Here is a 20,411-nt window from a genome sequence, read left to right as displayed (position 1 = left end):
TATCTTCAAAGTATAACCTATTTCATTACTGAGTGACAGATTACTCTGATTCATGGTTTTTGGAGACGCGCACAGCCTGGTTTAGCTGCTCCAGCAGACCCGTCAGCGTCTCCTCTGTCATGGCGCCGCCGGAGAACGGAAGCAAGGCCCGCAGCGGCAAATCTCGCATAGTCGCCATCATCATATCCTCTGACACAGCTTCCGATGTCTCCGTTGCTTCTGTCGAAGGCGACATTCCCGGCATTTGAGCGAGAATCGACTGGGCAGCAGGATTCTCCATCAACTCGCCAAGTGTCGTATTCCGATGGAATGTCGGAACAATTTCCTCCGTGGATTGCACCCTCAACACCGTCCGAAGCGTGATATCTCGTGAGGAGCTTCCGATCAAAATTTCATACTCCCCAGACTCAATGCGCCAATCCTTCAAATCAACGTTGTAATAAGCGAAGCTTCGCTTATCCAAATGGAACGTGACGGTTTGTTCTTCTCCCGGCTCAAGTGCAACTTTGGCAAAGCCCTTTAGCTCTTTTTCCGGGCGGAGCACCTTTGAACATGAACGGTGAACATACAATTGAACGATTTCCTGACCAAATCTGCTGCCTGTATTTTTCACTTTTATTTTTGCCTGTACCGTCCCCTGATCCGTCATTTGGTCGCTGTCTAATTCCAGGTCGGAATAGGCAAACGTCGTATAGCTTAGTCCGTATCCGAACGGAAACAGTGGCTCGATATCCTTGATATCGTAATATCTATACCCGACAAAGATGCCTTCTCTGTACTCGGTGCGGTCGCCTTCTCCAGGAAAAAACGGATGCGAAGGATTATGACTTAAGCTCTGCGGGAATGTCTCCGCCAGCTTGCCGCTTGGGTTGGCATCGCCAAACAGCAGATCAGCAATGGCTCCGCCAAGCGCCTGGCCTCCCAGATACGCCTCAAGCACAGCCTTTACGCGGCCCAGCCATGGCATAACCACCGGCGAGCCATTGCTTAGCACCACGACGACATTGGGTTGAACCGCTGCCACCTGCTCAATCAGCTCGACCTGATTAGCAGGCAAATCCAGGTGCGTCCGGTCATATCCCTCGGATTCATACCGGTCGGGCAAGCCCACAAACAGGATCGCGGTATCCGCCCCCGCGGCTGCCTGCTTCGCTTCATCGAGCAGCAGCCCGTCATTGTCGTCAACTTCCAGCTGGTAGCCCTTGGCATACCGGATTTCCGCTGCGCCCGCAGACTTTTCAATTTCCTCCCGAATGCTAATCAGCTTTGTCGGCTTAATATGGGAGCTACCGCCTCCCTGATAGCGAACTTGCTCTGCCATGGCTCCGATTATCGCAATTTTTCCCGCCTTCGGCAGCGGAAGCAGTTGACTGTCATTCTTCAGCAGCACCATCGTCTCCCGTGCAACCTCTCTGGCAAGCTGATGATGTTCATCCTGATCATACGAAGCATCCTGCTTCTGATTGTCGACCGCCTTAAAAATAACCGTCAGCAATCTCTCGACTACCCGGTCCAGAGCCTCAACAGACAACTGTCCTTGCTCGACCGCTGCGATAATCTTCCGCTGACCGATACCATGGCTGGACGGCATTTCCAGATCCATGCCTGCCTCTACACTTGCCACCGCCTCATTGACAGCTCCCCAGTCGGAGACGACAATTCCTTCAAAGCCCCACTCGTCTCTCAAAATCTCTGTCAATAAGGTTTTATGCTCCGAGCAGTATGTGCCATTCAACCGGTTATAGGCCGACATCACCGTCCACGGCTGCGACTTCTTGATCGCAATTTCAAACGCGGTTAAATAAATCTCCCGCAAGGTTCGTTCATCCACAATGGCATCGGTCGTATTTCGCCGGTGCTCCTGATTGTTCACTGCAAAATGCTTTAACGACGTCCCGACACCTTGACTTTGTACGCCTGCAATATGCTCTGCCGCAAGCTCTCCCGCAAGATAGGGGTCCTCCGAAAAATATTCAAAATTGCGGCCGCACAACGGGGAGCGCTTGATATTCACTCCTGGGCCAAGGAGGATGGAAATGCCCTCGGCCTGACTCTCCTTGCCCAGTGCTTCCCCCACCCTGCGGACAAGCTCGCGGTTCCAGGAGCTGGCCAGCCCGGCAGCTGACGGAAAACAAGTCGCCGGAACGCTTTCATTTAGCCCCAAATGATCCGCTTCTCCGGCTTGCTTGCGTAGGCCGTGCGGGCCATCCGTCATCATGATCGACGGAATTTCCAGGCGCTCAATGGCCTTGGTTGTCCAGAATGTATCGCCAGAGCAAAACCCCGCCTTCTCTTCAAGTGTCATTTGTGTAATTAGCGAAGCAAGATTTCTAGTCACATGATCACTCCTCTACATTGATAATGATGCTAAAAAATCCAGCACCACACGCTGGGTATTACAAGAAAATATACCATTTCCAATATGGATCAGACAAACTAGCTGTTATCCCGCAGTTTTGTCTGGAATTATCTATGGTTTGAGCCATAATCGCTCCCTAATCCAGCCAAAATGTCATGAACAACCCGGGCTGCGGGGGTCAATTCTTCAAGCGAATGAACAATGATCCCCATTTGTTGAGAAATAGAAGGAGAAATAGGTTTGACGATCAGATTGTGGCGGAGCGTAGCTTGAGAGATGCGACTAATGATTCCGATACCCAAACCATGCTGAACCATATTCACCAGCGTTTCGGCGGATTGCACAATCAAATGGCTAGTAATCTCCTTATACCGATCTGCGAGCAAATTGGATAATGTCCCTTCATATCCGCTTCGGCAAAAAATCAGCTCCTCCTGATGCTTCATCAGATCAATTTCCTCAGAAGAAACGAGGGGATGCGTCTGCGGCAGTACCGCCACCATATCATCTTCATATAGTAATTGACGATCAAAAGAGTCAAACGGAGCCAATACAATCCCGATTTCCACCGATCGTTCTTCCACCCAGCTTTTGATCTCGTTTGACGATCCTTCAGCAAGCTGAATTCGGAGAGATTCATACCGGGATTTGACCAGCGACATTGCCGTAGGCATCAAATAGCTGGATATTGAGGGAAGCGCGCCAACTTTTACAATACAATCCACAAGGCCATTTTCTCGGTTGGCAATTTGACGAATCTTTTCTTCAATCATGAGCAGTTGCCGTGCCAGAATCAAAATCTCCTTGCCCGTTTCAGACAGCATTAATCCGTTTCGCTTATCCCTCCAGAACAGTCGGAGATTCAGTTGGTTCTCCAGGTTCTTAATGGCTTTGCTTACTGCTGGTTGAGTGATGTACAGCTCTCTCGCTGCTTCCGTAATATTCATTTTCTCTGCCACGACCGTAAAAATGTGCAAGTTGTGAAGGTTCATAACCTTTTACTCATACCCCCTCATGCTAAAATTCATTTTAGTTATCTTCCTTTGTACCTTATTATATAACTCAGTCAAAAGAAATTAACAGAGGGAGACGGAACTATGCCGTACAAAAAAATTATTTTCTATCTTCTTATAAGCAGCTTGTTAATCAGTTCACTGGAAATCACTTTAAAAATAGCGGGAAATACCTTTCATCCGGTACAGCTTACGTTTCTCCGCTTCATTATCGGTGGACTGGCACTGTTCATTCCATCCGTGATCTCCATGCGCAAGAAAAACATCAGACCAAGACTAAATGACTGGATGTTGCTGGCACTTAACGGGTTTGTAGTAGTCACGGTCAGCATGATTTTGTTTCAGTTGGCGGTAGATCATGCCAAGGCATCTACTGTCGCGGTAATATTTAGTTGCAATCCCGTATTTACATTGCTGTTTTCTTACCTGTTTTTAAAGGAAAAGCTGACCAGACTGACCTTGCTTTCTGTCGTTCTCTCCATGGCAGGGCTGCTCGTCATCGTCAACCCCGTCAATTTGAACGAACCGCTTGGTCTGACGTTCGCGCTATTCAGCGCAATTGCCTTTTCCGTCTACAGCATGATTTCTCGCCTGGTGAGCACTCGTACTGGATTAAACGGACTTTCCGTTACCGGGTTTACGCTTCTGATCGGCAGTCTGGAATTGCTTGGACTGATGCTGCTTACGCATTTTCAATCTGCTGCGGCCTTCCTTTCCCGTGTTCCCGGTTTGGATGCATTCGCTAGTATCCCTATATGGTCGGGAATCGCCTGGGAAAATGTGCCGTTGCTGCTGCTTGCCGGTATTGGAAACAGCGCCGCTGCGTTTGTAATGTACTTCTTGATTATGGAGCTATCGAACGTTTCGATGGCTTCTATCCCTTTTTTTATAAAACCGGGACTCGCTCCGCTATTATCATTCCTGATCCTATCAGAACAATTAACCATGCATTTGATCATTGGCATCGTCATTATTCTCGTGGGATCACTGCTTACCATTTACAGTAATTGGTCTCGCAGCAACATGCGGGTATGAAAGGTTGCGACAGCTACTTAGATATGACAAATCTGAACAACTTAATCAATATTGAATTCTAGTCGTTAGCACGTTAGTTAATCCTATGTTAATATTGCATAGAGGAAGTGAACGCCAGCGGCAACCATTTCCATATCATCCTGATTTTCTATTTAAAAGTTGAGGTGAAACTACATGTATCGTGCTCCATTGTTTGAAAACGATGTTCCTGCGAACTCCTTCCGCCCTTAATGGAGTGAAGGGGATTACCTCTCTCTCCGTTAGGGTATTCGTGACCTGAATTATACGGAGGGACTAAAATGATGAACAAAACCTTATTAGGTTCAATTTATTTAGCTGTAGCGTCCAGTATCTGGGGTGGAATGTACGTTGTTGTGAAAGTAGTCGTTTCCGTCATACCTCCTTTGGAACTGGTGTGGCTGCGTTACTTGGTAGCCATGATCGCTTTGTTGGTGATTGGCTTGATTACCAAGCAGAACTGGCGTATTCGTAAACGGGATATCATGCTCATCGTCGCTATCGGGTTCATTGGTTATGCCATCTCGATTGTGGCTCAGGAGATAGGAACCATGCTTTCCACAGCCCAAATGGGAGCCATCATCACGTCTTCAACACCAGTCTTTATGGTTATTTTCGCCTGGCTCATCCTAAAGGAACGGGTGACTCTAAAGCAAGGCATCTCTATTGTCTTGGCGACAATGGGTGTATTCCTCATTATAGGCGTTGGGAATTTTGAGCTTTCCAGCAAACTTGGCGGTATCGCACTGCTTATTGCAGCATTAACATGGGCGCTTATGTCGGTTCTTGTAATGCGTGTGCCCAGTGATTATTCGCAGATTGTAATCATTACCTATTCCATTTTGGTAGCCCTTATCCTATTGACGCCCTTTGTCTTACCGCGTTTGCCTGACTTGGATATGGCTCAATTGGCACACCCCAAAATTTGGGGCGGCATTTTATATCTGGGAGTTGTGTCAACTGCCGGGGGATTTCTCCTTTGGAATCGTGGACTACAACTTCTGAATGTGTCAAGCGGCGGACTGTTTTTCTTCTTTCAACCTTTGGTCGGAACCTTCCTCGGCTGGCTTCTATTGGAAGAAACGATAGGAGTCATGTTTTGGATAGGGGCCACCCTCATTCTCACGGGAGTCCTGTTCGTGATAATGGAGAAGAAAAGAGCATAAATGTAGGTCTCTGGTCAATCAAAAGCAGCTCTATCCTCAATCCGGGGATAGGCTGCTTTTGTTTTATTAACTCCTCGAACGTACCGCTTCGATACTTGTTATATCAAGAAACGTTTATCTGTGCGGTTTTTGGAGTACAGCCTTCCGCGGTGACCGTGACTGTTATCAATCCAGTGCTGGTCGGACGCACAACAGCCAAGGCTTTCCCGTCAAAAGTCGTGTGTTCAGTTTCAAAAAAGGTCTCTTCCGACTTCGGATTGGCGCTGCCAAAGCCCTGTAGCACACCTGCGCCCTCTACCTTCACAGAGACCTTCCTGTCAGCAGTGTTATACAGATTACCTTGCTCGTCTGTCAGACTGATCATAACAAACGACAGATCACTGTCTGTTGCGGCAATATTCGTTCGATCCGCCTCCACCTTCAACATGACATCTCCAGTGGCTGAATGGAGCTTCATCCGACCAATTTCTTGTCCACCGTTATAAGCCACCGCTACAATTTCACCTGGATGATAGACCGTTTCGAACTCCGCTTTAAAACGATTCTGCTCACCTGCAGCGGCTCTGCCTACCGATACGCCATTCACCTGAAGCTCGACTTCTTCCGCATCGGCGTACACTTCCACTTTGATCGGTTTACCTTCATACCCGTTCCAGGACCAGCTAGACACGGAATCACTCCAGCTCCACATCATCGGGATCGGCTGCTTATCATAATGTTCCGGCCGTTGAACGGCAATGTAGGGTTCCTTGCGAAGCCCAAATACAATTTCGCGGTAATAGGATACGGGCCGCCGGTTACCTATAATATCTATATCTCCGCACCAGGCCACAAACCACGGATATCCGCCTACAACACCGGAGGCCAATTCAGCAGGATCATAAGCGACTCGGCCAATTCCCGACTCACCAAGATAATCCCAGCCAGTCCAGGTAAAATCGCCAATGATTCTATTGTTCTCCTTTACCATCTTCCAATTTATGTCTATTTGATTGGGATTTGTCTCGCTACCAACAATCACACGGTTCGGAAACTGCTCCAAATCCATCATATAACGTGCTTCCCCATAGTTATAGCCAGCAATGTCGACATAGGCAAATGATTCAGCCGTTTTTTCCTTCGCAAGGTCGCTTGCAACAACCGCAGCCATGTGATCTCCCAGGTTATTCATCATCGTGTTGATGCCTTCACTGCTGCCCTCACTGTCATCCGGCTGATCAGCTTTCATCATCTTGATGATATCGTCAAGAGCAGAAACCATGAAATTGATAGAATTAGTGATGTAACGAGTATTGTCGAGGGTGCGAATTTTCTCGGCCATACGACGGCCCCAAACCGAGTCGATCGCTCTTCCGGTTTCCGGAATTTCATTGCCAATCGTATACATAATGACACTAGGGTGGTTGTAATTTTTATTTACCATCGCCTCGATATCCTTCTCCCACCATATAGGAAAATGAAGCGCGTAATCATGATCCATCTTTGTAGAAGTCCACATGTCGAAGCTTTCGTCCATCACCAGCATTCCTAGACGGTCGCAAGCGTCAAGAAGCGCCTTGCTCATGGGATGATGCGAACTGCGCAGCGCATTGAAGCCTGCCTGCTTCAGAATCTCCACTCTGCGCTCCTCGGCGCGATCAATCGTCGCGGCCCCAATTACCCCATTATCATGATGAATGCAAGCTCCACGCAGCTTGACGGCCTCACCGTTGATACAGAGTCCTTTATCTGCATCCAATGTTAACGTACGAATGCCAAAGGTAGTCATTTCCTCGTCCAGCATTTCTCCATCCAAGGATGTGATGTGAGTTTGGCACCGATACAAGTTTGGTTTTTCAACGCTCCAAAGCAACGGCTGTCTGACATATACACGTTGTCGAAGGGTAGCGCTTTCCCCTGCAAAGGTCGTAATTGGCGATATTTCGCGAGCTACGACGTTACCGTCAGCGTCAATGATTTCAGTCTGTACGTTAACTGTTTGTGTGTGGAGTCCCTCATTCTCAATTATAGTAGCTACAGTAACTACAGCCCGATCGTTCTGAACATCCGGTGTCGCAACTTTCACACCGTCAAGGGCAATATGCACCAGATTGCCGACAATCAACTTGGTGTTGCGATAGATGCCCGCACCCGAATACCAACGGGCGTCTTTATAATTCATGGCAACGACCTTGATTTCATTCTCTTCACCGTATTTCAGGAACGGGTCCGCTTTAATGTAGAAATTCGAGTATCCGTTTGGATGCTGTCCGGCAAAATCGCCGTTGATGTACACCATCGCATTCATGTATACGCTCTCAAATTCGATGGTAACTCGCTTTTCTTTGTATTCTGCAGGCACGAAGAATTTTTTCTTGTAATCGTAGCCTCCTTCCGGAAAGAAACCGATTGCGGCATTCCCGCCTTCTTCGGGTTTAAGCTTCTTGTTCCCGATCATCGCGTCATACGGAAGCGTAACCATTTTGGGAGCTACCGATGCAGTCGCAATTTCCGAGAAAAATCCCGCTTTGGGGCCAACTGTCCAGTTATCATTAAATGAAGTTCTGATCATGAATTATCTCATCCTTTCATAGAATCATTTTATCATCAATTTTAGGCGATTATCATTGAATACTGAATACACAATGTGAACTAATTTTTTGTACAATATGAAACAAGCAGGAAATGTGGCAAGCATCGCGCAGCCCGGCGACTCGCATCATCATTACAAAAAAATAAAAAGGCACGCAAAGTTAGTGTTTCCATTTACGTACCTTCTGTTTATCTTTCTCTATACCTTATACACACACAGCGATTGTTTCTTTAATCACAGCCGGAATATCCGCTTTTTTAATATTCAAAACGGTCATCGTATCTTCAGGATTCAGATAAGCATCCCGGTCTTGAATCATTGCGCTGTAAATCATATGAATCCCGTGCTCTTTTCCTTCCGCAGCGCACTTAGCATCGAGTTCCTCCATCGTCGGCAGCATTTGCTCCAATGGCACAACAGTAATCTTGGTCTCTTTCTGGCCGAGCACATCAGCAATCATCTGATAGAAATCCTTGAATTTCATGTTTGTATCACCGATGGCATAGCCTGTCCGGTGAGTTCCGTTCTCAATAGCTCCAACCGCCGCTTCAGCTACCTGTTGAACAGTTACCATAGCGGTACCTCCACCAAAGACAGGAACAACCTCCTGGTTCCGAACCTGATCCACGAAAACGCTCCACAAAGGCAGTCTGCCGGGCATAACCCCAAAGATGTAAGAAGGGCGGATAGACATTACATCCATACCTCCTTCTCCTTCCATAAAAGCTACCTCTTCCTGGAGCAGTCTTGTTCTTGGATAGGCATTTACCTTCTTCAGCTCCAGATCAGGCCAGGCCTCTGCGAAGTGGGAGAAGTAGGAACCAAAAATTACAAACTTCTTAACCCCCGCTTTCTTGGCGAGACGAGCCATCCGCTGAGTGGGAAGCACATTCTGTTCATAAAAAAATTTCATAGCAGGCGCATCCGGCAATACACGCTCGTCCACACCCGCCGCATATACAAATCCGTAACAACCGTCCAGCAAAGTCAGAACCTGCTCGTCACTCATTTTCGTAATATCGCCAAGCTGACAGTCCACTTCCTTCGGAAGCAAGGTTTCTGCCGGCATAGGCGGCAAAGCTACGGTTGAAACCGAGTACCCGCGTTTCAGTAACTCCTTTGTAGTATAGAAACCAAGAAATCCTGTACCGCCTAATACGAATACCTTTTTCATGTCTGAACCCATTCCTTTCGCTTCGATTATTTCTCTTGCCGAAATAGCTTCGTGAATATTTTCACTATATTTAGTATAGCTCATTATTAGGTTAAGTTATAAGGTATAATAATATGCATTCAGAGTATTTTTCCGGAGGTTTGATTATGGATACTGGCATTATCAAACTGTCAACAACGGTCTTCATTCAAAGGGGAGGTTTCTTATGATCATTTATTTTTCAGGAACAGGCAATTCTTTGAGCATGGCAAAGCTTTTATCCAGACTACTTAATGAACCAATCCTGCATATTAATGCAGCTTTGCAACGCTATTCCAAAATGGATGAGGCCAAAATAGGAATTATATTCCCCGTATATTGTTGCGATATTCCCGATCCAGTAGCGCATTTTGTGGAAAAGATGGAATTTAATCCATCCGCTTATATCTACGGCATAGCCACATGTGGAGGAGATGCCGGGAATGCGTTGTATTCCCTTAGCAAGCTTCTGACCAAAAAAAACCTCAAGCTATCTTATGGGAGAGAGATAACTATGACGGATAACTGTACGCCATTAATCTCCCCTCCCACCGTATATTATGGTAGCAGCATAAGCAACCAAAAAAACTTAGCGGAACAGATCGCATCAGACATTTCCCAAAACCGGATCGATACAAGTACAATCAGCTACGGTTTAAAAAACACGTTGACTCATGCCGCCATCAGCGGTTTTGTCTTGGATAAATTATTAAAAAAATCGGTTAATTATGATTTGTGTGTACATTGCGGGACTTGTCAAAAAATATGCCCCCAAAATAATATAAAAATTGAAGCCGGGAAAATCGAATTCGGGAAAGCCTGTGTACAATGCTTAGCCTGCGTTCACTGGTGCCCCAATGCTGCTATTCAGCTAAGAGGGCGAACCCTTTCAAAGTCAGAGCAATATCATCATCCGGAAATAACCTTGAAGGAAATGCTGAAACACAACGCTCCTTAATTTAATCACTCCATGGAAACGGCCAGATGATGGATAACCATCATCTGGCTGTTTTTCATAATAAGCTTATTATCAATGGTTCATGCGGTAATATAGATCATTCGAGCGAATTTCATTCTCCAGTGCTTCAAACTGGGTCGAAGAATTGATGACCAAGCACTCGATGCCAACCATTCTGGCCCAGTCACGCAACTGCTCGCTGGATACATGGAACGAGAAGCCAAAATGATGTGCGCCGCCGGCCAGAATCCAGGCCTCCGCTGCTCCGGTCAGAGAAGGTTCCGGCTGCCACAGCAAGCTTGCCACAGGCAGATTAGGCATCTTCTTCTCATTCTGTACTGCACTGACTTCATTGACAATTAAACGGAAACGGTTGCCCATATCCACTATTGTTGCATTAACTCCCTTGCCGCTCCCCCCATTGAAGATAAGGCGGGCCGGATCAGCTTTACCGCCTACAAAAAGCGGGTGTACTTCAATCCTAGGTCTATCAGAAGCTAAAGTCGGGCAGACCTCCAACATATGCGAACCCAATACCATTTCACTGCCTTTTTTCATGTGATAAGTGTAGTCTTCCATGAAAGAAGTTCCTTTGTTGTCGGCTATTATTTTCATCAACCGTACTAAAGCGGCTGTTTTCCAATCTCCTTCGCCGCCAAATCCATAGCCTGCAGCCATCAGCCGTTGTGCCGCCAGGCCCGGAAGCTGCTTCAGGCCATGCAGATCCTGAAAGCTGGTTACGAACGCTGTATAACCGCCTGCATTCAGGAATTCAGTCAGGGCAATCTCCATCCTTGCCTGTTCACGGATTGCTTCCCGCTCTGCTCCTTCAACACGGCCATTTTCAGTGAAGTCATACAATTCAGCATACTCATCCATCAGTTCCCGCACCTTGCTGTCGCTCACTTCCTGAACCCGTTCAGCCAGGTCGCCAGCGGGATAACCATTAACTGTCCAGCCAAATTTGATTTGACCTTCGATTTTATCGCCTTCAGTGACCGCCACATTACGCATGTTATCACCAAATCTGGCGATTTTCATGGTTTGGCTCTCGGTATAGCCGGCCGAGGTTTTCATCCACGCCCCCAATTTTATGCGTACTTCTTCATCTTGCCAATGACCAGCAATGATTTTTCTGGCAATGCCGAGACGGGAACAGATAAAACCAAACTCACGGTCGCCATGCGCCGCTTGGTTCAAGTTCATAAATTCCATATCAATACTGTCCCAAGGAATTTCTACATTGTACTGGGTATGCAGATGCAGCAACGGTTTACGGAGCTGGGTCAATCCGGAAATCCACATTTTGGCTGGAGAGAAGGTATGCATCCAGGTGATAATGCCCGCGCAGTCGTCACTGGAATTGGCCTCAAGACAAACACGACGAATGGCTTCCGGGGTAGTCACCACTTCCTTGAACTGAATGGAATAAGGAAGGCCGCCCTCTTGATTCAATTCTGCAACCATCTGTTTGGAGTTGCTCTCCACTTGAGCCAATACCTCATCACCATACAGTTCTTGACTTCCTGTCACGAACCAAAATACATAGCGTCTAGCTTTCAGCATATTGCTCTCCTCCATTAATCAATTTTAAAATTCAATTCAAGCTCATATCGAATGGCTTCCCCAGGTTCAAGCATCCTGAGTGTCTTTGCCTTGCGTTCTTCCGCTCTCCCTTTTGTCCAGCAATTGGACGGTTCTAATCCCAGTACATGCTCACCGGCCCCTGGCATTCTCCACTGCACTAATCTCGGCAATGTCTCCGGGTTCCACTTCAGCTCCACAGTAAGACCATTCCCGGAGGAATTTGCACCATGTAAAGGAAAAGAGGGGCTGATGATTTGGGCAACAACGTTCTTTTGCTGCTCAATCGGTTCATGGTAATACACTTGTTCCTTGAACAATGGATCAGGTGCCTGCCACTCCGTTAAGCTGGACATATCCATATCCGTATCACGCGGGGTGCAATTGCTTGCCGGCAGCACAATTCTGGTATCCTCCGCCAGCAAAGGAAAACCGAAGTTGAAATGATACAGCAGCATATGTGGTACCGGCTTGAAACTCAGGTTCTCTACGATGTCAATAATTTTTAGACTGTTCTCTCCAAGCCTGCTGATAATTGTCCGCGTAAGGCGGAGTACATGACCAAAAATTGAGGTTTCATCCAATACACCACGGATGCGCATTTCATATTCGTCCCCCTGCCATTCGGCAAGACAGGATACCTGGCGGGCTGGCATATGATGGATTTGTCCATGCAAGCTATAAGCTCCATACTCATCTTCGCCGGCTGCTCCCACCTGGGATAAGCCACATGTCATTAATAAACCGCCTGAAGCGGTACGGAGCCAAGCATCTCCTTCTTCTCTAAAGAAGGAAGGATGAGGGGCGCCATTGCTGGCAGACCAGCTAACAGGAATACCGCCAAATTCGGCAAGCGAGATATCCATTCCCTTCCCGGGATGAACCCAGTAGGAGAGGCCTGATCCAGTCCGCACCCGAAACACCGCTTGCCCGTCCTCCGGCCCCTCTCTCATGACGAATGCCTGCACTCCCCCGAGTTGTTCAATCCTGCCTACCCTTGACTCCAACTCGCGACGAGCCCATTTCTTGCCATAAAGTTTTACCATTCTCGCAGTTCCCCCTGAATCAGACAGAAAAAGCTCTAGGCTTTTCCCGCACTCCCGAATATTCTCATGGTTCGCTCAATATCCGCCTGAATAGCTTCCATGGCCCACTTGGAAATATCATGGTAATAATTTTTTTTGTTTTGCGTACGGTTTACAGTTAATTTCGACTGGATGGTATTGGCCACTTCATAAGCCATATTGGAATAATAATTGAGCTTGCGAATGCCGCATTGTATGGATTTGACATAGGCCGCTTCATCCAGACCGGAGCCTCCATGCATGACCAGCGGCATACCCGTTATATCCTTAATCAGTTTCAGGCGGTCAAAATCGAGAACAGGTTCTTTGAGGTACACACCATGTGCAGTACCATAAGCCACGGCCAGAGCATCGATGTCTGTATGCTCAATAAATTTTCTAGCCTCTTCCGGGTTGGTGTAGATATCATCCGAATCGTACTCTTCCATCTCTTCCTCAGCTCCGCCACCTTCAGGACGAAGGATTTGACCTAGTTCGGCTTCGACGGAAACACCCAGAGCTTTGGCAACTTTACTGATCTCATTGGTCTGCCTGATATTTTCTTCAAGCGGCAACAACGCACCGTCAAACATCACCGAGGAAAAGCCAAGCTTCATGGCACGGATCAGAATCGTATGATCTTGTCCATGATCCAGATGCACAGCAACCGGAACCTTGGCTCGTCTGGCGGCATCCAGTATAATCGGGCCGATGACTTCAAGCGGAACAAGCGGAATATGAACCTCTGCGAAGGAAAGAATTACGGGCGACTTCGCTTGCTCCGCCCCTGCGATTATCCCCCTGATCATCTCCAAATTAATCACATTGTAAGCCCCGACAGCGTATGACCTTGCTTCCGCATCCTGCATCAGTTCTTTCAAGGATACCAATGACATTTTTAGCATCTCCTATCTAATTTTCATTCACTTCACAGGCCGCTCTTCTAAAACTTCATTGGACATCACTTCGCATACTGCCTTATATAATTTTTTGTACTTTGCATAATTCTCATCGTATTTCTTCTTGTACCGGGCTTGTGGATGGAATATTTTATTGACTTTTACCAACCGCCGAGTAGCTTCCTTGAAGGAAGGAAACACACCAAGCGCTACTCCAAGAAGAATGATGGCGCCTGAAATTCCGGCTTCTTCTATATCCAGGGCTACAATGGTTTTATTCATAATATCCGCTTTGATTTGCAGCCACAGATCAGACTTGGCTCCGCCGCCGCATGCCCGCAATTCATCTACCAGGATGCCGGCTTGCTCCAGATACTCTATATTAAGCCTCATTTCATACGTGACGCCTTCCATCAGAGCTCTGTACAGCTCAGACTTCGTGGTGTTGAAATCCAGGCCTAATATGGCGCCTTTAGCCAATGGGTTCATATGCGGTGTTCCTGCGCCTGCAAAGTGCGGGAGCACCAGAAGATCTGTCGGATTGTCTCCAGCCTTCTCGCCCATAATGTCATAGACACTTTTTCCGGAAAGCTCTGCTTCAAGCTTCTCTTCATATCCAAACTGATCCCTATACCATTTCAGCAAGGAGCCTCCGGTAAAATTAAACGCATATGTTGTGTATTTCCCATTCATAAAAGGAACCAAAGCCAGGTTGTTGGATGCGATTTTTTTGCTGCTGATTTTTTCTTTACTAAATACCGGAGTAATACACTCCACAGTGCCAATTCCATCAACAGCCAAACCCTCTTCCGTGATGCCTGCCCCAATCGCAGCGCATACCTGATCGTGTCCACCCAATACCAATTTCAGCTCGGAAGGCAATCCGAACTCCAACGCAGCCTCATGCGAAATCTGCCCAACCACTGTTCCCAGCTCCGCAGCCTCCGGGAATATCTTCGGACTCAAACTCGCCGCCTCGATAATATCCTTATCCCACTTAAGCGTGTGGACATCAAACGCCATTGTTCTTGAAGCTAACGAGTAATCCATAACAGGTCTTGCACCCAGCTTATGAAGAATAAAGGGGCCAAATGGAAGAAAAGTATGGATCCTTTCGTACAACTCCGGCTGTTTCTCGCGGTACCACATCAATTTTGAAAGCGTATACATAGAATGTGGCTTAAGGCCGGTTTTGTGAACTATCGTCTCTTCTCCGATTTTTTCCACTAGCTTTTCTACTTGCTCGCGCCCTCTGCTGTCGATATACAGCAGGCTGTTTCCCAATACCTTTCCTTCATGGTCAAGTAAAACCGCCGCTTCTCCAAAGGAAGATATCGAAAGGCCTGCAAGCGTCTTATTTATTTTTGGATACTGTTTCATTACGGAGTTCAGAACACGATGCACAGCTTCCCAAACCTTTAGAGGATTTAATTCAAAATATCCAGTATCCGGGCACTCCATTTCGTATTCCCTATATGCATGGGCCAACACTTTGCCATCCTGATCAACAATTAAACATTTTGTGCCGGTTGATCCAATATCCAGTCCTATTAAATCCATTTTCTCCTCCTTTCATCCAGGCTTCTCTATTATAGAAAATCGATTGAACAGATTCTTGCTATAACTTGCTGAACCATACATTAAATATTGTTGATCTTTTAATCGAATTGCAGCGAATCAAAAACCTGTCTGAAATCTTCGTCTACATACTTATGATCCTTTTCTTTTTCACTATTCCTCAGTTCCAGCTTCCCACGCTTGGACTCAACTCTGCACTGTTTTGGAGTCATTCCATATTGGGCCTTGAAGCTGGAGCCAAACACCTGGGAGTTTGCGAATCCGCTTTGCATGGCAATATCCACTACTTTCTCATCGGTATATAACAGCATCTCGTATGCCTTCTTCAAGCGAATGTGTTTCAAATAGGATTGAAAGCTCATCCCTATTTTGTCCTTAAAGAAATGGGAAAAATAATACGTGCTCAGGTATTCCCGTTTGGATATTTCATCTAGCGTGATTTTGCGGTCACAGTTTTGATCAATATAATGCAAGATTCGCTCCAACCTTTTTAGATTATCGTTTGACTTTTCCATATTCTCTTCATCAATTAGTTTTTGTTCAAATTTCCTCACCAGGTTGAGGATCATCTGCTGAAGAATGATATATATTTCCAGAATGTATCCTGTTTCTTTAGTATCAAAAGCCTTTAAAATATCGACTAATAATTTTTTTAGAATAGCATATTTCTCCTGTGCTCTTGCATCTGCCATGCTATTGCATGTAAACTCCATCTTTTCAATTTGGGGATGCAGGCCCTTAAACATATTCATATCCAACTGAATAATTACGGCCAGGTTCTGAGGGTCGGCCCCCACAAAAGAATGTACATGATTGGAATTAATGAGCATCAAGTCGTCCTTTTCCATAACATAATTATTATTTTCCACATTGATTTGGAGTTTGCCTTTGACCAGTAAAAGAATCTCCATTTCCTGATGCCAATGCAAAGGTACAGATTCAATTCGACAAACGTACATCTTTATAGGTAAATTATCTGTATATTTGATCAATTCTTTTTTGTAAAGATATTTCATCGTTCCATCCCCTCAAATGGATGATTTGCTAAACTACATTAATATCCATGGTCTGTGACTCGCACCCTTCTACACTGACAGTCACTCTAACAGAGCCTTTTGCTAACCCTGAACGGATGACTGCCAATGCTCTTCCATGATAGGTAGTACGCTCGGAATCATAGAAATTTTCCTCGCTTTTGGGATCAGCACTGCCAAAGCCTTGCAAGGTTGCCTCACCCAACACTTCGACAGTGACTTTGCGGTCAACAGCAGTATTCACCACACCGGATCTGTCTGTCAGCGAAATCATCAAGTAAGCAGCATCTTGCCCACCTGCACGCAAGGTCTGGCGGTCCGCTGCGACGGAAAGCTGAACTTCACATTTAGCCGTGTGGATGCTGAAACGTCCAGTTTCCTTGCCTCCATGATATTGCACGGCCTCCAGGGTGCCTGGCTGATATTCCATATCAAAGATAGCTTTGAAACGGTTTTCTTCTCCGGCAGGCAGCTTTCCTACAGATTTACCGTTTAAGAAGAGTTCCACCTCTTCAGCATCAGAATATACTTCAACTTTGATGGGTTGTCCCTCATATCCCGGCCAGGTCCAGCTTTCAATACAGTCACTGACACTCCATGGAGTGCCGTTCATTTTTTCATGATAATGCTGGGGCAGTTGAGCAGCTATATATGGGGCCTTTCTTAGCCCCCATACGATTTCCCGATAATAGGACATAGGACGGCGGAAACCTGTGATGTCGATGTCTCCCACATGAGCCAGGTAAACAGGGTACGGGCTGAAAAATCCTGACTCGCTGCCATATCCGGGTACACCAACACCGGATTCACCGATGTAGTCCCATCCGGTCCAGGTGTAGTCCCCCAGCATTTGAGGAATCTCCTTGGCATATTTCCAGTTTACATCTATATCTGAAGGCATCGTTTCCGATCCATAGAAAATTCGATTCGGATATTGCTTCGGGTCCAAGGGATAGCGTCCGCTCATATAGTTGTATCCGCAAATATCCATACCGGAGAAGGACTCATCCAGAGTGTCACCAACCTTTGGATGAATGCTCAGATAGTTCATTTGACCCATGAGCTTGGTCATCATATCGTTAATGTCCATATCGCCCTGAGTTTGTTCTCCCTCGGACTGCAGGTCGGCTGCGGCTGGCAGCTGCTCTGGAGGAATCAGGCCCAAGTCAGACATCACAGGCATGATATTGCTCATTGTGGCGACAAGACCATTGACTGCATTGGTGGTGTACCTTGTAGGATCCAGGGTGCGGAACTTCTCGCATAAGGCACGGTTTATAGCTGCGCCGGCGGGCTGGTTTATTTCTCCGATCTCATTGCCTACACAGTACATAAATACGGAAGGATGGTTGAAATCCTTGGCCACGATAGCCTCAATATCCTTTTCCCAGTGATCCGCGAAGTCCATGGCATAGTCATAAGGGTTTTTACTCTGATTCCACATATCATAGCTTTCCTCCAGAACCAGCATGCCTAACCTGTCGCAGGCATCCAGCAAAGCCCTGGATGTAGAGTTATGAGCCATACGAATGGAGTTGAAGCCAGTTGCCTTGAGGAGTTCTACCCGACGCTCTTCTGCACGTGCCAGGGTGACACTGCCAATGACGCCATTGTCATGATGGATACAAGCTCCACGCAGCAGTACACGTACTCCATTCAGACGCAGACCGTACAAAGGGTCCACCTGGATATGACGTATGCCAAAAGTCTCTATAGATTCATCCTGAACTTTGCCATCTATCACTAGTTTCGTCATGCAGGTATACAGGTTGGGATTTTCCAAGGACCACAGTTGGGCATTGTATATAAAGAGACGCTGACGGATGACCAGTTCTTTTCCATGATATAAAGTTACCGGGGTGTTTTCAGAGGCTGCCACCGTGCCATCTGGACCAATGAGCTGGGTTTGCAGAACAGATTGTAAAGTCTGCATGTCATCGTACTGTACGGTGCAGGCAATTTCTACGGTAGAAACATCCTCCGCTGTTATCGGTGTCGTAATTTTTACGCCATCCTCCTTGATTCTCGCGGCGTTGCCTATCAGCAGATGGACGGGACGGTAGATGCCGGAACCGGTGTACCAGCGGCTGTTCGGCACATCCTGATTAGTAGCATAAACAGTAATTGTATTTTCCGCTCCGAATTTCAAATAAGGTGTCATATTGATATAGAAATTTGTATAGCCGTAATGGCATGATCCCGCAAAAGCATCATTGATAAAAACCCGCGCTCGGTTGTAAACTCCTTCAAATTCCAGCAGCATTGTTTTACCAGCATCCTCGGCAGCTACCTGGAAGGTTTTGGTATATACATAATTCCCCCCTGGATAGAAAGCGCCGGCATTGCCTGTGGGATTGTCTGCAGCTCGTTTCTCCAGAATCATGGCATCATGAGGTAGAGTTACCTCTACCGGTACATTGGACTGACCGTAAAGAGCACCCATCATGCTTTTGCTATCCCTGGAGAACATCCAGTGGTCGTTAAAATTTTGTCTTATCATCCTCTACGACTTCCTTTCATATATAAGATTTGATCTTCATGAAATACTTTAATAAGATGAGTGTATAGCAACCTGTTTATTGTTTACGATATCTGTAAGCGCTTTTATTTTGATTATGGTATCCTATTCAGAGCTTCTGAGAAAAGGAGAAGATGAGAAATAATGACGCGAAATCAGACTGCCAATGATAAATTTTATACTTCATTATCTCAATTAGGTGCTTACTTTATTGACCCTGATGGAGGAAATAAAAAGATTCGCTCTCTAAACTCTGCTTTTGGAGTATTTGTTGAAGAATGTTCCTACCGAGGAAAGCATTTTTTACTTGACTGCACCTTAATGAGCTTCTCAGGTTGCCAAAAGATTATACTGGATAAGCATGATTATGTTGATACTCCTGACTATCTGCATCAGCATGATTATTTTGAAATGATGATCGTTTTGGATGGAATAGTTAACGTGAGGATAGAGACAGGATTGCATCAATATCAAAGTGGAGATGTCTGCCTGGTTAATCGGGCTGTGAAGCATCTTGAATTATTTGACCAGGACTGCTCTATTGCGTTTTTATGCATTTCTGAGGAATTAGCCCATACCCTGGTGATGGAAGTGGCAGAAGTTCAGAATTGCAAGGAGTTAGTTGCTTTCTTTAACAATAATTTGGAGAAGGGCAGCGGATACCAAAAAAAATTTCTGGAATTCCGTAAAAAAGTAAATGAAGACACCAGCTCAGTGAAGACATCTTCTGAACTTTTTATAAAGCAAATGATGCAAGAATTGTCCGAACACTATCCTGGGTATACCTACATGGTTCACGGACTGCTGGTTCGTCTTTTGTCTCATCTTGCGAGTTCAGAAGAATACCAATTTCATATATACCATCTGGATTCTAAGTTATATGACCATATATTTGAGCAAGTATGTGCTTATATTTCCCGGACAGATGGACGGATTACAAGAAAAGATATAGAACAAGAGCTGCACTACAGTGCGGATTATCTGAATAAAATTGTCAAAAGGCAAGGGGGCATGACTCTGATTGAGCTTGTCCAGTCTTACAGGATGAGGGAGGCCGCCAGCCGTATCCGTAATTCGGACACCAGCATTGCAAAAATTATTCAGGATCTGGGATTTGAGAACAAGACCTACTTCTATCGGCTGTTTGAGAAGACCTACCGTATGACGCCAATGTTGTATAGGAAGTCAAAAAAGAAAACGATGTAGATCACTCATTTTCATGGACTTTCATCGCTTTATTGCGAATGGTCTGCGGGGTAGCTCCGTAAGCCCGCTTGAATTTTTTATAGAAAAAGCTCATGCTCTCATAGCCCACTTGCTTAAAAATCGCTTCAAACGGCAATTGCTCTCCTGTTCATTCAGACGCATGTTGTGCTCGCTCAAAGATGGCAATGTTGTATTCCTGCATGTTCAGTGCTTGA

14 protein-coding genes and 1 pseudogene are annotated in these 20,411 nt (G+C 46.1%); 4 read left to right on the top strand and 11 right to left on the bottom strand.

Annotation, left to right across the window (positions count from 1 at the left end):
* Positions 1 to 40 precede the first annotated feature (40 nt).
* Positions 41 to 2,338 carry a glycoside hydrolase family 3 C-terminal domain-containing protein gene (locus tag C557_RS0111240; RefSeq protein ID WP_018751962.1) on the bottom strand — a complete coding sequence of 766 codons (2,298 nt, stop codon included), beginning with the start codon at positions 2,336 to 2,338 and terminating at the stop codon, positions 41 to 43.
* Positions 2,339 to 2,466: 128 nt separating this feature from the next.
* Positions 2,467 to 3,351, bottom strand: coding sequence for a LysR family transcriptional regulator (locus C557_RS0111235; RefSeq protein WP_018751961.1), 885 nt, complete (start codon positions 3,349 to 3,351; stop codon positions 2,467 to 2,469).
* 105 nt (positions 3,352 to 3,456) lie between these two features.
* Here C557_RS0111235 and C557_RS0111230 point away from each other — a divergent pair, with 105 nt between their 5' ends.
* A complete protein-coding gene (locus C557_RS0111230) occupies positions 3,457 to 4,407 on the top strand; it encodes a DMT family transporter (protein ID WP_018751960.1) in 951 nt (316 codons plus the stop codon).
* A gap of 302 nt (positions 4,408 to 4,709) precedes the next feature.
* Positions 4,710 to 5,591, top strand: a complete 882-nt coding sequence (locus tag C557_RS0111225) for a DMT family transporter (RefSeq protein ID WP_026263420.1) — start codon at positions 4,710 to 4,712, stop codon at positions 5,589 to 5,591.
* A 103-nt stretch (positions 5,592 to 5,694) separates the two neighbouring features.
* Here C557_RS0111225 and C557_RS0111220 read toward each other — a convergent pair whose 3' ends face one another.
* On the bottom strand, positions 5,695 to 8,142 hold the full coding sequence (locus C557_RS0111220) for a glycoside hydrolase family 2 TIM barrel-domain containing protein (RefSeq protein WP_018751958.1): 2,448 nt from the start codon (positions 8,140 to 8,142) through the stop codon (positions 5,695 to 5,697).
* A gap of 226 nt (positions 8,143 to 8,368) precedes the next feature.
* On the bottom strand, positions 8,369 to 9,337 hold the full coding sequence (locus C557_RS0111215) for an NAD-dependent epimerase/dehydratase family protein (RefSeq protein WP_018751957.1): 969 nt from the start codon (positions 9,335 to 9,337) through the stop codon (positions 8,369 to 8,371).
* Positions 9,338 to 9,542: 205 nt separating this feature from the next.
* Between C557_RS0111215 and C557_RS0111210 the strand changes: the two genes are divergently transcribed.
* Positions 9,543 to 10,313 (top strand): EFR1 family ferrodoxin, encoded by a 771-nt coding sequence (locus C557_RS0111210; protein WP_018751956.1) that lies wholly within the window; start codon positions 9,543 to 9,545, stop codon positions 10,311 to 10,313.
* 72 nt (positions 10,314 to 10,385) lie between these two features.
* On the opposite strand, the gene araA is transcribed toward C557_RS0111210, so the two are convergent.
* The 6 genes from araA to C557_RS0111180 all read right to left on the bottom strand — a co-directional run bounded on the left by araA (position 10,386) and on the right by C557_RS0111180 (position 18,972).
* A complete protein-coding gene (gene araA / locus C557_RS0111205; RefSeq protein ID WP_018751955.1) occupies positions 10,386 to 11,879 on the bottom strand; it encodes an L-arabinose isomerase in 1,494 nt (497 codons plus the stop codon).
* A 14-nt stretch (positions 11,880 to 11,893) separates the two neighbouring features.
* On the bottom strand, positions 11,894 to 12,943 hold the full coding sequence (locus C557_RS0111200) for an aldose 1-epimerase family protein (RefSeq protein ID WP_018751954.1): 1,050 nt from the start codon (positions 12,941 to 12,943) through the stop codon (positions 11,894 to 11,896).
* A gap of 35 nt (positions 12,944 to 12,978) precedes the next feature.
* On the bottom strand, positions 12,979 to 13,857 hold the full coding sequence (locus C557_RS0111195; protein ID WP_018751953.1) for a class II fructose-bisphosphate aldolase: 879 nt from the start codon (positions 13,855 to 13,857) through the stop codon (positions 12,979 to 12,981).
* A gap of 27 nt (positions 13,858 to 13,884) precedes the next feature.
* Entirely contained in the window at positions 13,885 to 15,420 is a 1,536-nt protein-coding gene (locus C557_RS0111190; RefSeq protein WP_018751952.1) for an FGGY-family carbohydrate kinase, read from the bottom strand.
* 98 nt (positions 15,421 to 15,518) lie between these two features.
* Positions 15,519 to 16,454 carry an AraC family transcriptional regulator gene (locus tag C557_RS0111185; protein ID WP_018751951.1) on the bottom strand — a complete coding sequence of 312 codons (936 nt, stop codon included), beginning with the start codon at positions 16,452 to 16,454 and terminating at the stop codon, positions 15,519 to 15,521.
* Positions 16,455 to 16,482: 28 nt separating this feature from the next.
* Complete coding sequence (locus C557_RS0111180) at positions 16,483 to 18,972, bottom strand: DUF4982 domain-containing protein (protein WP_018751950.1); 2,490 nt, start codon at positions 18,970 to 18,972, stop codon at positions 16,483 to 16,485.
* Positions 18,973 to 19,134: 162 nt separating this feature from the next.
* Between C557_RS0111180 and C557_RS0111175 the strand changes: the two genes are divergently transcribed.
* Positions 19,135 to 20,196, top strand: coding sequence for an AraC family transcriptional regulator (locus C557_RS0111175; RefSeq protein ID WP_018751949.1), 1,062 nt, complete (start codon positions 19,135 to 19,137; stop codon positions 20,194 to 20,196).
* A gap of 1 nt (position 20,197) precedes the next feature.
* Here C557_RS0111175 and C557_RS24955 read toward each other — a convergent pair.
* Positions 20,198 to 20,332: pseudogene (locus C557_RS24955) on the bottom strand (helix-turn-helix domain-containing protein); the annotation flags it as partial.
* Positions 20,333 to 20,411: the final 79 nt, after the last annotated feature.

The sequence above is a fragment of the Paenibacillus sanguinis 2301083 = DSM 16941 genome (assembly GCF_000374825.1).
In the GTDB taxonomy this organism is placed as follows: domain Bacteria; phylum Bacillota; class Bacilli; order Paenibacillales; family Paenibacillaceae; genus Fontibacillus; species Fontibacillus sanguinis.
Note: the sequence above shows the minus strand (reverse complement) of the source record. Positions and strands in the feature narration are given on the sequence as shown.

Bases quoted from the DNA above. Each gene is read 5' to 3' on its own strand.
- C557_RS0111235 (WP_018751961.1), bottom strand. From the start codon at position 3,351: ATGAACCTTCACAACTTGCACATTTTTACGGTCGTGGCAGAGAAAATG.
- C557_RS0111230 (WP_018751960.1), top strand. From the start codon at position 3,457: ATGCCGTACAAAAAAATTATTTTCTATCTTCTTATAAGCAGCTTGTTA.
- C557_RS0111225 (WP_026263420.1), top strand. From the start codon at position 4,710: ATGAACAAAACCTTATTAGGTTCAATTTATTTAGCTGTAGCGTCCAGT.
- C557_RS0111220 (WP_018751958.1), bottom strand. From the start codon at position 8,142: ATGATCAGAACTTCATTTAATGATAACTGGACAGTTGGCCCCAAAGCG.
- C557_RS0111215 (WP_018751957.1), bottom strand. From the start codon at position 9,337: ATGAAAAAGGTATTCGTATTAGGCGGTACAGGATTTCTTGGTTTCTAT.
- C557_RS0111210 (WP_018751956.1), top strand. From the start codon at position 9,543: ATGATCATTTATTTTTCAGGAACAGGCAATTCTTTGAGCATGGCAAAG.
- araA (WP_018751955.1), bottom strand. From the start codon at position 11,879: ATGCTGAAAGCTAGACGCTATGTATTTTGGTTCGTGACAGGAAGTCAA.
- C557_RS0111200 (WP_018751954.1), bottom strand. From the start codon at position 12,943: ATGGTAAAACTTTATGGCAAGAAATGGGCTCGTCGCGAGTTGGAGTCA.
- C557_RS0111195 (WP_018751953.1), bottom strand. From the start codon at position 13,857: ATGTCATTGGTATCCTTGAAAGAACTGATGCAGGATGCGGAAGCAAGG.
- C557_RS0111190 (WP_018751952.1), bottom strand. From the start codon at position 15,420: ATGGATTTAATAGGACTGGATATTGGATCAACCGGCACAAAATGTTTA.
- C557_RS0111185 (WP_018751951.1), bottom strand. From the start codon at position 16,454: ATGAAATATCTTTACAAAAAAGAATTGATCAAATATACAGATAATTTA.
- C557_RS0111180 (WP_018751950.1), bottom strand. From the start codon at position 18,972: ATGATAAGACAAAATTTTAACGACCACTGGATGTTCTCCAGGGATAGC.
- C557_RS0111175 (WP_018751949.1), top strand. From the start codon at position 19,135: ATGACGCGAAATCAGACTGCCAATGATAAATTTTATACTTCATTATCT.